Annotated in this window: 13 protein-coding genes and 1 tRNA gene; all 14 read right to left on the bottom strand. The window is 69.3% G+C overall.

The window, feature by feature from the left end; all coding sequences use genetic code 11:
- Window positions 1–163: 163 nt before the first annotated feature.
- Window positions 164–1984 (bottom strand): DNA repair protein RecN, encoded by a 1821-nt coding sequence (locus FJY73_03555; GenBank protein ID MBM3319735.1) that lies wholly within the window; start codon window positions 1982–1984, stop codon window positions 164–166.
- 20 nt (window positions 1985–2004) lie between these two features.
- Window positions 2005–2838, bottom strand: a complete 834-nt coding sequence (locus FJY73_03550; protein MBM3319734.1) for an NAD(+)/NADH kinase — start codon at window positions 2836–2838, stop codon at window positions 2005–2007.
- A 20-nt stretch (window positions 2839–2858) separates the two neighbouring features.
- On the bottom strand, window positions 2859–3749 hold the full coding sequence (locus FJY73_03545; GenBank protein ID MBM3319733.1) for a polyprenyl synthetase family protein: 891 nt from the start codon (window positions 3747–3749) through the stop codon (window positions 2859–2861).
- Window positions 3746–3985: an exodeoxyribonuclease VII small subunit gene (locus FJY73_03540; GenBank protein MBM3319732.1), complete on the bottom strand. Its 240-nt coding sequence runs from the start codon at window positions 3983–3985 to the stop codon at window positions 3746–3748. Before FJY73_03540 ends, FJY73_03545 begins: the two co-directional genes overlap by 4 nt.
- Before the next feature lie 3 nt (window positions 3986–3988).
- Window positions 3989–5233: an exodeoxyribonuclease VII large subunit gene (xseA, locus tag FJY73_03535; protein ID MBM3319731.1), complete on the bottom strand. Its 1245-nt coding sequence runs from the start codon at window positions 5231–5233 to the stop codon at window positions 3989–3991.
- A complete protein-coding gene (locus tag FJY73_03530; GenBank protein ID MBM3319730.1) occupies window positions 5230–6069 on the bottom strand; it encodes a bifunctional 5,10-methylenetetrahydrofolate dehydrogenase/5,10-methenyltetrahydrofolate cyclohydrolase in 840 nt (279 codons plus the stop codon). Before FJY73_03530 ends, xseA begins: the two co-directional genes overlap by 4 nt.
- Before the next feature lie 76 nt (window positions 6070–6145).
- The gene (locus tag FJY73_03525) at window positions 6146–6937 is read right to left on the bottom strand and encodes a TIGR00282 family metallophosphoesterase (GenBank protein MBM3319729.1); all 792 of its coding nucleotides are present in this window, start codon (window positions 6935–6937) and stop codon (window positions 6146–6148) included.
- Between the two features lie 51 nt (window positions 6938–6988).
- Entirely contained in the window at window positions 6989–8548 is a 1560-nt protein-coding gene (gene rny, locus FJY73_03520) for a ribonuclease Y (protein ID MBM3319728.1), read from the bottom strand.
- A 194-nt stretch (window positions 8549–8742) separates the two neighbouring features.
- Complete coding sequence (locus tag FJY73_03515; GenBank protein MBM3319727.1) at window positions 8743–9036, bottom strand: cell division protein ZapA; 294 nt, start codon at window positions 9034–9036, stop codon at window positions 8743–8745.
- A 121-nt stretch (window positions 9037–9157) separates the two neighbouring features.
- Window positions 9158–9433: a hypothetical protein gene (locus FJY73_03510; GenBank protein ID MBM3319726.1), complete on the bottom strand. Its 276-nt coding sequence runs from the start codon at window positions 9431–9433 to the stop codon at window positions 9158–9160.
- A gap of 94 nt (window positions 9434–9527) precedes the next feature.
- On the bottom strand, window positions 9528–9890 hold the full coding sequence (gene rplT / locus FJY73_03505; protein ID MBM3319725.1) for a 50S ribosomal protein L20: 363 nt from the start codon (window positions 9888–9890) through the stop codon (window positions 9528–9530).
- 62 nt (window positions 9891–9952) lie between these two features.
- Window positions 9953–10519 carry a translation initiation factor IF-3 gene (locus tag FJY73_03500; GenBank protein MBM3319724.1) on the bottom strand — a complete coding sequence of 189 codons (567 nt, stop codon included), beginning with the start codon at window positions 10517–10519 and terminating at the stop codon, window positions 9953–9955.
- An 8-nt stretch (window positions 10520–10527) separates the two neighbouring features.
- Complete coding sequence (gene thrS / locus FJY73_03495) at window positions 10528–12315, bottom strand: threonine--tRNA ligase (protein ID MBM3319723.1); 1788 nt, start codon at window positions 12313–12315, stop codon at window positions 10528–10530.
- A gap of 132 nt (window positions 12316–12447) precedes the next feature.
- A tRNA-Val gene (locus FJY73_03490) sits at window positions 12448–12524 on the bottom strand.
- Window positions 12525–12548 lie beyond the last annotated feature (24 nt).

Raw genomic sequence — 12548 nt, 5'->3', positions numbered from 1 at the left:
CGCGCGCGCCGCGCGCCCGCGAACCGCTCGCGGCGGGAGGATCCGGGGCTTTCGCCTTGCCCCGTTCGTGCGGGGGTTCGATCTTCCAGCCGCCGAAGCCGACTGTCAAGCGTTTTCCCGGAAACGCCCCGTCCGCGCGCTTCCCGCGCGGCGCGGCCGCTCGCTATCCTGCGCGCCGCGGGCGGCGCGCGGAACGGAGGATCGCCTCCGCGTGCGGAACGCTCGTCTCCCGCCGGGACGCGCCTCCGAGCATCCGCACGAGCTCCTCGACCCGCTCCTCCCCCTCGAGCGGAGCGACCTCGATCCGCGTCCGGCCGCCGCGGACGCGCTTCACAACCCGAAGGTGCCGGTCGGCGAGGCTCGCGATCGAGGGGAGGTGCGTGACGCAAAGGACCTGCCGCCTCGCGGCGACCTCGGCGAGCGCCTCGCCGATCGTTTCCCCGACGTCCCCGCCGACCCCCGCGTCGACCTCGTCGAAGACCGCGGTGGGAACGGGAGCGACGCCCACGAGCACGCGCTTCACCGCGAGCATCACGCGCGAGATCTCCCCGCCCGACGCCACCCGCCGGAGCGGGAGGAGCGGCTCCCCCCGGTTCGCCGCGAAGAGGAACTCGACCCGGTCGATCCCCTCCTCGCCCGCGCGGAAGCTCTTTCCCCCGATCGCGAGCTCCCCCTCCGGATCCTCGAGGCGCGCGACCTCGGCGGCGAACCGGGCGGCCGGGAGCGCGAGAGGACGGAGCGCCTTCTCGATCGCCGCGCCGAGACGGCGGGCGCTCGCCGCGCGCTTCTCCGAAAGAGCCCGCGCGACCTCGGCGGCGAACCGGGCGGCCGGGAGCGCGAGAGGACGGAGCGCCTTCTCGATCGCCGCGCCGAGACGGCGGGCGCTCGCCGCGCGCTTCTCCGAAAGAGCCCGCGCCGCCTCGGCCGCCTCCACCCCGCGGCGCACCTCCTCCTCGCCGAGCGAACGAAGCGCCTCGCCGCCGCCGTCGAGGAGCGCGATCTCCCCCGCGATCGTCTTCCGGAGCGCGAGGATCTCCTCCGCGCTCTTCTTGTGCTTCCTCTCGAGCGCGCGGATCCTCTCGAGCCGCGCGATCGCCTCGTCGATCGCCCCCGGGGGCGCGTCGATCCGTCCCTCGATCCGGCGAACGGCGGCGAGCGCTTCCTCGATCTCGATGAGCGCCCTCCGGCACGCGTCCGCGGCGGCGTGGGTTTCCTCGGGCGCCGCCGAAACGCGCGCGAGCCGTTCGGCCGCATCCCCGATCCGATCGACCGCGCTCCCCTCCCCGTCGTGCAGCTCCTCCCGCACGCGGTGGATCATCTCGCGAAGACGCTCCGCATCTTGGAGCGCGCGCACCGTCGCCGCGAGCTCCTCGGCTTCCCCCGCGCGGAGGTTCGCCTCATCGATCTCGCGCGCCTGCCACCTAAGGAACTCCTCCCTTTCGCGCGCCGCGCGGAGCCGCTCCTCCGCCTCGCGCCGCGCCGCGCGCGCCCCCTCGAGCGCGGCGTACGCCTCGCGAAAGCGCGCCCTCTCTTCCTCCGTCCCCGCGAACGCGTCGAGGTAGGCGCGCTGAAGCGCCGGATCCAGAAGGTGTTCCCTCTCCTGCTGCCCGTGGAAGGCGACGAGCGCCGCGCCGAGCCGGCGGAGCGTCTCGAGCGGAACGAGACGCCCGTTCGCCTCCGCCCTTCCGCGCCCCGAACGGGGGATCCGCCGTTCGAGGAGGAGCATCCCCTCCTCGTCGACCCACTCCCGATGCGGAAAGGACCCCTCGCGCGAGAGATCGAACCGCCCTTGGAGAACCGCCTCCTCCGCCCCCTCCCGCACCGCCGGACGATCGCTCCGCCCGCCGGCGAGAAGCGCGATCGCCTCGAGGAGGATGGTCTTCCCCGCGCCGGTCTCTCCGGTGAGCACGTTGAGGCCGCTCCCGAACGCCACCCGCAGGCGTTCGACGAGCGCGAAGTTTTCGATGTGAAGCTCCTGGAGCATCCCCGCCCCGCCCCTCCCTCTTACTCCCGCTTCCCCCAGTGAAGCTTGTGGCGGAGCACCTCGTGAAAGTCCTTTCCTCCGACCCGAACGAGGCGCGTCGGCCGGCGCGCGGCCCGGACGCGGATCACCGCGTCCGACCGGTAGACATGCGACTCCTGCCCGTCCGTCGCGAGGCGAACCTCCTCGTCCGGCTCGGTGCACTCGACGCGGATATGCTCGGTCTCCGGAAGGATGAGCGGGCGAAGCCCGAGGGCGTGCGGACAGATCGGCGTCATCACGATCACGCGGAGGGTCGGGTTCACGATCGGCCCGCCGGCCGAGAGGTTGTACGCGGTCGATCCGGTCGGCGTCGAGAGGATGAGCCCGTCCGCGGTGTACGCGCTGATCAGGCCGTCCCCGAGGTAGGTCGCGAAGTGCCCGATGCGCGTCGCGCCGACGCGCGTGATCACAGCGTCGTTCAGGACGCGGAAGCTCCTCTCTCCCGCCCGGTCGTTCACGGTCCCCTCGAGGTTCATCCGGTCCTCGAGGTGGAAGCGCCCGGCGCGCAGGCTCTCGAGCGCCTCCTCGATCCCGTCCGCGCCGATCTCGGCGAGGAAGCCGAGCGATCCGAGGTTCACGCCGAGGATCGGGATCTCCCGCTCCCCGACGAAGCGGGCGGCGCGGAGAAGGGTCCCGTCGCCGCCAAGGGAGATCACGAAGTCCGAGCGGTCGAAGCGCGCCCGGTCGATCGCCTCCGGCGCGGCCCCGTCGATCGTGTACGCCTCCTGGCCGCGGCGCTCCGCCCAACGCTCGACGGCCGCCGCCCGCTCATCCGCCCCCGGTTTTCTTCGATTGACCACGACGGCGAGCTTCATGGTGGATCTCCTATCAAACCCTAGCCGGCCCGGTCAACCGCGAAGCGGGCGACCGCCGCGAGAAGACCGTCCTTCGTGTCGCGCGGGAGGGCCGCGGCCGCCTCGCGCGCGAGCTCCTCGGCGATCGCCCGCGCGCGCGCGACGCCGACGAGACCCGGGTAGGTCGCCTTCCCCCGCGCGGCGTCCTTTCCCGCCCGCTTCCCCATCGCTCCCGCGTCCCCCACCGCGTCGAGAAGATCGTCCGCCACCTGGAACGCGAGCCCGAGCCTCCGGCCGTACGTCTCGAACCCCTTCTCTTCCTCGAGGGGGCATCCGGCGGCGATCGCCCCGGCGAGGACCGATGCGGCGAGAAGGGCGCCGGTCTTTCGTTCATGAATCGTTCGTACCTCATCGATCCGCGTGACCGGCCGCTCCTCGGCGGCGAGATCGAGCACCTGCCCTCCGATCATCCCGCTCTCCCCCGCCGCGCGCCCGACGAGCGAGACGATGCGGAGGCGCCGCTCCGCGGGAACCCCCTCCGCCTCGGCGAGAAGGGTAAGGCCGCGCGTGAGGAGCGCGTCCCCCGCGAGAAGCGCGAGCGCCTCGCCGTGGACGACGTGCGAGGTCGGGACGCCGCGCCGAAGATCGTCGTCGTCCATGCAGGGGAGGTCGTCGTGGATGAGCGAGTAGGTGTGGATCATCTCGATCCCCGCGGCGATCGCCTCGATCCCGGAGGCGCTCCCTCCCGCCGCCTCGTGCGCGAGGATCGCGAGGATCGGACGGAGACGCTTTCCGCCGGCGAAGAGCGAGTAGGCCATCGCCCGGCGGATCGCATCGGGCCCCTCCTCTCCTTCGGGGGAGAGATGCTCGCGAAGCGCGCGTTCCACGCGCTCCCGGTACGGCCGGAGCCGCTCCGCCGGCGATTCGCTCACCCTGCCTCCTCCTCGAACGGCTCCTCGCGCGCCTCGCCCTCCCGCTCGACGAGCGTTTTCACGCGAAGCTCCGCCTCCGCGAGACGCTTCTCGAGCGCCCGGACGAGCGCCGTCCCCTCCTCGAAGAGCCCGAGCGACTCGTCGAGCCCGGCCGCTCCCCCCTCGAGGGCGCGCACGATCTCCTCGAGCCGCTGGACGCTCTTCTCCCAATCGACCGGCTCCGGCGCTTTCTTCATGGTTCAATCTCCTTCCGACTCCGGATCGACCCGCTCGGCGCGCGCCTCCGCTCTCCCCCTACGAAAGTGAAGATCGAGAAGCGCGCCCGGCGCGATCGCGCGCGCATCGACGACCGGAGCCCCGCCTCGGCCCTGGCGGCAGATGCAGTAGCCCCGCTCGAGGATCGCGTAGGGATCGAGCGCGCGAAGCGCCCTTCGCATCCCCTCGAAGCGGTCGCGCGCCCGCCCGAGCCGCGCCGCCGAGGCGCTCTCCATGCGGCGCGAGAGATCGTCGAGACGCTGGGCGCTCTCCCGGACGAGCGATTCGGGACGGGCGAGCGCGCGGCTCTCCCGGAAGCGCCGGATCCGTTCCCTCCAGAAGCGGACCGTCTCCCGCGCGCGAGCCGCGAGGCGCTCCCTCCTCGCGCGAAGGAGCTCCGCGATCTCCTCCCGCCCCGGGACGAGCATCTCCGCCGCCGCCGAGGGGGTCGGCGCGCGCACGTCCGCCGCGAGATCCGCGATCGTGACGTCCACCTCGTGCCCCACCGCCGAGAGGACCGGGAGGCGCGAGCGGGCGATCGCGCGCGCGAGAACTTCCTCGTTGAAGGCCCAGAGATCCTCGAGCGATCCCCCGCCGCGCCCGACGAGAAGGAGATCGACCCCTCCGCGCGCGTTCATCCGGTCGATCGCCTCCGCGATCTCTTCCGCCGCCCCTTCTCCTTGCACCCGCACCGGGACGAGAAGCACCTCGATCGGGAAGCGCCCGCGAAGGACGCGAAGGATGTCGTGGATCGCCGCGCCGGTTGGCGAGGTGAGGACCGCGACCCGCCCGGGGAAGCGCGGAAGCGGCTTCTTCCCGGCCGGATCGAAGAGTCCCTCCTTCTCGAGCCGCTCGACGAGCTGCCGAAACGCAAGCTCGAGCTCCCCGACCCCGATCGGGACGAGGCTTCGCACGAGAAGCTGGTACTGCCCGCTCTTCTCGTACACGGTGAGCGCCCCGCGCGCCCGGACCTTCATCCCGTCCTGCGGCCGAAAACGGAGAAGCCGGTTTTCTCCCCGGAAGAAGACCGCGCGGAGCTGCGCCTTCTCGTCTTTCAACGAGAAATACATATGTCCGGATGAATGATGCGTGAAGTTCGAGATCTCCCCCTCCACCCAGAGCGAGGCGAACTCCGCCTCGAGGGTCGATTTGACGGCGGAGGTGATCTCGGAGACGCTCCACACCCTCTCGTCCTGGAACGGAAGAGGCCGCGGGAGAGGCGTCCTCATCGGGCGCCCCCCGCCGCCCGCGCGGTCGCCCGAAGGAGGACCGCGGTCGTGACCGGCCCCACGCCCCCCGGCACCGGCGTGATCCGCGACGAGGCCGCCTCCGCTTCGTCGAACCGGACATCCCCCGCGAGGCGCCACCCCTTCGCCGAGGAGGGATCCGGAACGGAGTGGGTCCCGACGTCGATCACGACCGCGCCCGGCCGCACCCAATCGCCGGGGACGAACTCCGGCCTCCCGACCGCGGCGACGAGAAGATCCGCCTGCCGCGCGAAGCGGGCGAGGTCCCCCGTGCGCGAGTGGCAGACCGTGACCGTGGCGTCGGTCCCCTTCTGAAGAAGGAGCGAGGCGAGCGGCGCGCCGACGACCCGGCTTCTCCCGAGGACCACCGCGTGCTTCCCCGCGAGCGCGATCCCTTCGGCCGCGAGGATCTCGAGGACGGCAAGCGCGGTGCACGGAGCGAAGCGCGGGCGACCGAGCGCGAGAAGTCCGGCGTTCAGCGGGTGATGCCCCTCGACGTCTTTCTCCGGCGCGATCCGCGAGAAGATCCTCTCCTCGGAGAAGCCGGCCGGCAAGGGGAGCTTGAGGAGGATCGCGTGGACGGAGGGGTCCTCGCCGAGCCTCTCGAGCGCGTCGAGGAACCCTTTCTCTCCGCTCGCGAAGGGGACCGTCTCGACATCGGAGCGGATGGCGACCCTCCGGCACGCCGCCTCGCGCGCCCGGAGATACGACGCGAACGAGGCGTCTTCCTCGTCGCGCGCGAGGGAGACGAGCCGGGGCTCCGTCCCCGCGGTGCGGAGACGCGCGACCTCCGCCGCCACCTCCTCCTCGATCCTCATCGCGATCGCCTTCCCGTCGATCCGCTTCCCGTCCACGACGCCTCCTCGCGGCGGCCGGACGCAGCCGGCCCGGCGCTCAGAAGAGATCCGCCGCCTTCTCGTGAATCCTTGCGATGCGAAGGGCCCGCCCGCTCGCCGGATCGACGTCGACGACCGCGCCGGAGAAACGCGGGTCCCCTTCCGCCGGCTCGAAGCGCACGGGCATCTTCAAGAGAAAACGTTTGAAGATTAAATCGGTCTTCACGCCGATCACCGAGTCGTGCGGGCCGGTCATCCCCGCGTCGGTGAGGTAGGCGGTTCCTCCCGGGAGGATCGTCTCGTCCGCGGTCTGCACGTGCGTGTGCGTCCCGATCACCGCGCTCACGCGCCCCTCGAGGTAGCGACCCATCGCGATCTTCTCCGAGGTCGCCTCGGCGTGGAAGTCGACGAGGAGGATCGGCGTCTCCTCGCGAAGGACCGGGATCGCCTCGTCCGCCGTCCGGAAGGGACAGTCGTACGCGTCGAGAAAGACCCGGCCGATCAGGTTGAGCACGGCGACCTTCGCTCCCCCCCGCGAGACGAAGACCCCCGCCCCCCGTCCCGGCGCGCCCGGCGGATAGTTCGCCGGACGGAGGATCCGCCCGTTCTCCTCGAGAAAAGGGAGCGCCTCGCGCCGGTCCCAGGTGTGGTTGCCGCCGGTGAGGACGTCGATCCCCGCCTCGAAGAGCTCCTCCGCGAGAGCCGCCGTGAGCCCGAACCCGGCCGCGAGGTTCTCCGCGTTCGCCACAGAGAAGTCGGGAGCGAGGCGCCTTCGAATCTCCGGCAGGCGCTCGGCGACCGCCCGGCGCCCCGCCGCGCCGAACACATCGCCGATGAAGAGAATCCGCACCCTCTTCCCCCTCTCCCGCGCAGCGCGCGGCGCGTTCCGTCGACGAGCGCGCTAGCGCGCGTACTCCACGGTGCGGGTCTCGCGAATCACGACGACCTTGATCTGTCCGGGATACTCGAGCTCCTTCTCGACCTTCCGCGCGATGCTCGCCGAAAGGTTCGCCGCCTCCTCGTCCGAGACCTTGTCGCTTTCCACCATGATGCGGATCTCGCGCCCCGCCTGGATCGCGAAGCACTTATCGACCCCTTTGAACGACGTGGCGAGCCCCTCGAGCTTCTCGAGGCGCCGCACGTAGGTCTCGAGCGTTTCGCCGCGCGCCCCCGGCCGCGCGCCCGAGATCGCGTCGGCCGCCTGCACGAGCGGCGCGTAGAGCGAGGTCGCCTCGATGTCATCGTGATGCGCGCGGATCGCGTTCACCACCTGCGGCGGCTCCCCGCAGCGTTCCGCGACATCCCCGCCGATCAGCGAGTGGATCCCCTCGGTCTCGTGCGTGAGCGCCTTGCCGATGTCGTGAAGAAGTCCCGACCGCTTCGCGATCTGCGGATCGAGCCGGAGCTCCGAGGCCATGAGACCCGAGAGCCACCCGACCTCCTTCGCGTGCGAGAGCACGTTCTGCCCGTACGACGTGCGGAAATGCAGCCGGCCGAGAAGCTTCACGAGGTCCTCGTGGAGCCCGACGATCCCCATCTCGAGGACCGTCTGCTCGCCGATCTCGACGATCCGCTCCTCGAGCTCCTTCTGCACCTTCGCGACGAGCTCCTCGATCCGTCCCGGATGGATGCGCCCGTCCGAGATGAGGCGCTCGAGGCTGATCCGCGCGACCTCGCGCCGAATCGGATCGAACCCGGAGAGAACGACCGCCCCGGGCGTGTCGTCGATGATCACGTCGACCCCGGTCGCCGTCTCGAACGAGCGGATGTTCCGCCCCTCCCGTCCGATAATCCGCCCCTTCATCTCGTCGTTCGGGAGCGTCACCACCGAGACGGTGTTCTCGACGGAATGATCCGCCGCGCACCTCTGGATCGCCTGCGTGACGATCTTCTTCGCTTCCTTCTCGGCGGAGCGCTTCGCCTCCTCGCGGATCTGCCGGAGCGTGCCGGCCGCCTCGTGCCGCGCTTCTTCCTCGAGGTTCTGCAAGAGGAGCGTCTTCGCCTCGGCCGTGGAGAGACCCGCGATCCGCTCGAGCTGGCGGTTCTCCTTCTCGACGAGGACCTTCACCTCCTCCTCCGCCTTCTGCACATCCTCCTCGCGCTTCGCGAGCTCCTTCTCGCGGCGCTTCGACTCCGACTCCTTCTTCTCCAAAAGCTCGACGCGGCGGTTCAGGCTCGCCTCTCGTTCGGTGAAGCGCTTCTCAAGCTTCTCCATCTCCTTCCGCCGCGAGGCCGTCTCTTGCTCGAACCGTTCCTTGGCCCGATACCATTCCTCTTTCGCTTCGAGGATCGCCTCTTTCTTGCGGGTCTCCGCTTCCTTCTTCGACTCCTCGAGAATGCGCGAGGCGATGTTGCGGGCCGATCCGACTTGCCTCGTCCCGAGGCGCCACTGCACCAGCCAGGCAACCGCGAAGAGGATCGCTCCGAAAACCACGCCGAGAACGATCGACACGGGATTCATGTTCCGCTCCCTCCCAGGGAAGATCCCATCTATGTGAACGCGGGGCGGAGGCGCCGCCCTCCGCGGCGCCCGCCCGGGAAACAACCGAAAGCCCCGCCGGCGCCGGCCCCCCGATTCGCCGGGGCGCCGCCTCGCGGGCGGGGCTTCTCCTCGGACCGTCTCGGACACAGGCCCCGGCGACCCGGGGCCTCGGATCAATCGTTCGTTCGTCCCTCCAGAATACCGGCCAACTCGGCCGCGCGCTCATCCACCATGCGCTGCCACGAGTCCCGGGCTTCTTTGGCCCGGTGCAGCTCGTCGGCGATGTTCATCGCCGCGAGGATGGCGATCTTGGTGGAGGACGAGACCGTGCCGCGCCCCTGGAGTTCGCGCATCTTCCCGTCGACGTACCGAGCGATCCGCTCGATGTACGCAGGATCTTCGGTTGCCTTGATGCTGTAGTCGCTCCCGAAGATCGTGACCTTCGCGCTCTTCTTCTCGGGTTCCACTCTCTCCCCGCAAACGAACGATCGAGTACCGACGTCCGGTTTGTCTTTCCAGAACTCTCGAAGCCCTTGCCCGCGCCGCGGGCGATCGACCGCAAGTCCTTCTATATAAATACGGAATCGCCTACCGCTCGATCGAACGAATCCTCTCGAGCACGCGGCCCACCTGCTGGCGCGCCGCTTCCTGGCTCTTCCGGTACCGTTCGTTCTCCGACTCGAGAAGGAGAAGGCGCTTCTCCGCCTCGCGAAGGGCCGCCATCTCCGCCTCGAGGGCGCGGAGCCTCTCCTCGAACCGGCGGCGCTCCGCCTCCCAGCGGGCCCGCTCGTTCCTCTCTTGGAGGAACCGCTCCTGAACGAGGGCGATCTGCTCGTCGAGGCGCCGCAAGTTCAAGTCCTCCATGAGGAATCGCTCCTTATCGATTCAAAACATAGCACATCCGCTCCGGGCGTCCAGCAGAAAAAACGAGGGACGCCGGAGCCCCGCCCGGAAGAACCTACCGCTTCGCCTCGGCCCCTCTCGCCGTCTCGACGAGCTCCTTGAACGCGTCCGGCTGGTGGACGGCCAGGTCGGCGAGGACCTTCCGGTTCAGGTCGACGTTCGCCACCTTGAGGCCGTGCATGAACGCGCTGTAGGAAAGGCCGTGCGCGCGCGCCGCCGCTCCGATCCGAACGATCCAGAGCCCGCGGTAGTCGCGCTTCTTCTGCTTGCGCCCCCGGTAGGCGTGCTGAAGGCCCTTGATCACCGCGCGAAGCGCGCTCCGATACGTGTTCTTGCGCGCCCCCCGGTACCCCTTCGCCTTCTCGAGAAGCTTCTTGTGGCGACGGGCCCCGGGCGGGCCGCTCTTCGCTCGCGGCATGACTCTCTCTCCTCCCCTGGAACCTTCCGTCCGGAAGATTCCTTGACCCATTCATTATTCGTCTATTCGTTTCTCTCGCCGGCCCCGCTCTCCTCGAGGGCGGGGGCCTTCTCCGTCTTCCGCTCGGGCGTCTTCGGGCGTCCCTTCGGCGAGAGGACGAGCGTCATCGTCCGTCCTTCCATCCGGGCGGGGACCTCCACCGCGCCGGCCTCCCCCACGTCCCGAACGAAGCGCTCGAGGATCCGGCGCCCGATGTCGAGGTGGGCCATTTCCCGCCCGCGGAAGAGGATCGTCAGCTTCACCTTGTCCCGCTCCTCGAGGAACCGAATCGCGTTCCGAAGCTTGAACTGGTAATCGTGCTCCTCGATCTTCGGGCGGAGCTTGACTTCCTTCAGGTGCGTGACGTGCTGCTTCCGCTTCGCCTTTTGGGCCCGCTTTGCTTGTTGATATTTGAACTTTCCGTAGTCCATGATCCGGCAGACCGGCGGCCGAGCGCTCGAGGCGACCTCCACGAGATCCAACCCCTTCTCCTCGGCCATCGCGAGCGCCTGTTCGGTCGGGACGATCCCGATCTGCTCGCCGTCGTCCCCGACCAGACGCACCATCGGAACGCGGATCCTCCGGTTCACCCGGACTTCTATCGGTTTGATCGCTTCTCCTCCCTCGGGGCGAGCCCCGTCTCCCGCCGCTCGATCTCGCCCCGAATCCTCTCCAGGAACTCGTCCACCGTGAGGACGCCCGTCTCCCCCTCCCCGCGTTTCCGGACGGAGACGGTCCCCGCCGCCGCCTCCCGCCCCCCGAGGATCAGAAGATACGGGATCCTCTCCTCGCGTCCTTTCCGGATCTTGTTTCCGAGCGTCTCGTTCGCGTCGTCGAGGACCGCGCGAACGCCGGCCGCGCGAAGCTTCTCCCCCACCCGGGCCGCGTAGTCGTTCTCCTTCTCGGAGACCGGAAGGAGACGCGCCTGCTCGGGCGCGAGCCACACGGGGAACGCCCCGGCAAAGTGCTCGACGAGACATCCGAAGAACCTCTCGAAGCTCCCCAGAAGCGCCCGATGGATCATGATCGGACGGTGCTCGGCCCCGTCCGCTCCGCGATACGAAAGATCGAACCGCTCCGGGAGGTTGAAGTCGACCTGGATCGTCGAGCATTGCCACGACCGCCCGAGGCTGTCGCGGATCTTGACGTCGATCTTGGGCCCGTAGAAGACCCCCTCCCCCGGGTCGACCGTAAAGGGGAGCGCCGATTCCTCGAGCGCCGCCAGAAGGGCCGCGGTCGCCGCCTCCCAATCCGCCTCGCTCCCCACCGACTTCTCCGGCCGCGTCGAGAGGTAGACGTCGAACGCGTGGAAGCCGAAGGTCCGGAGCATGTGGAGCGTGAAGGCGAGAACCCTGGCGATCTCGTCCGCGAGCGTCTCCGGCGTGCAGAAGACGTGCGCGTCGTCCTGCGTGAACCCGCGCACGCGCTTCAGACCGTGGAGCTCCCCCGACTGCTCGTAGCGATACACGGTCCCGAGCTCCGCCCAGCGGAGCGGAAGATCCCGATAGCTCCGAAGCCGGCTCTGGTACACGTGGATGTGGAACGGGCAGTTCATCGGCTTCACGATGTAGTTCGTCCCGTCGATATCCATCGGCGAGTACATTCGCTCCCGGTAGAAGCTCATGTGCCCCGACACCTCCCAGAGCCTTTCCTTGGCGAGGTGGGGGGTGTAGAGGACGTCGTACCCATTCCGAAAATGTTCTTCATACCAGAAGCGTTCGATCTCGTTCCGGACGCGCGCCCCCTTCGGATGCCAGAAGATGAGCCCGGGCCCGAAACGCTCGTCGATCGAGAAGAGATCAAGCTCCTTCCCGAGCTTCCGGTGGTCCCTTTTCTCCGCTTCCTCGAGATTGCGGAGGTATGCCTCCAGCGACTCCTCGTCGGGGAAGGCGACCCCGTAAACCCGCTGGAGCATCCGCTTCGTCTCGTCCCCGCGCCAATACGCCCCGGCGACGGAGAGAAGCCGGAACGACCGGATCTCCCCGGTGCGCGCGAGGTGCGGGCCGCGGCAGAGATCGACGAAATCCCCGTGGCGATAGAGCGTGATCGGCTCCCCGTCCGGGATCTCCCGGAGCATCTCCACCTTGTAGTTCTGCCCCCTCTTCCCGAAGAGCGCGATCGCCTCGCCCCGCGCGACCTCCTCCCGCACGAAGGGGAGATCCGCCGCCGCGAGCTTCCGCATCTCCTCCTCGACCCGCGGCAGATCCTCCGGGGTGAGCGCGTGCTCCATATCGAGATCGTAGTAGAAGCCGACCCCGCCGAACTTCTCCCCCTCCTGCGTCGGCGGACCGATCGCGAAACGAACCCCCGGATAGAGCCTCTCGATCGCCGAGGCCATCAGGTGGGACGCCGAGTGCCGGTAGACCTCGTACGCCTCGGGGCTCAGATCCTTTCCGGACACGCGCCGATCCCCCCGCGCGCGCCGCCTCCCGGCCGGCCGCGCTTCAAGACAAAAAGAGACCCGTGTCCGGGGCCCCGCCGCGCGCGGGGTCCTTCCCTCCCTCGGACCGGATCGCAATGGTGGGCGATACTGGACTTGAACCAGTGACCTCTTGCATGTCAAGCAAGCACTCTAACCAACTGAGCTAATCGCCCGATTTCCCGAAAGATACGTCCCAT

Source organism: Candidatus Eisenbacteria bacterium, assembly GCA_016867715.1.
Taxonomy (GTDB): domain Bacteria; phylum Orphanbacterota; class Orphanbacteria; order Orphanbacterales; family Orphanbacteraceae; genus VGIW01.
The sequence above is the reverse complement of the archived record's forward strand: the minus strand, read 5'-3'. Positions and strand labels throughout refer to the sequence as shown.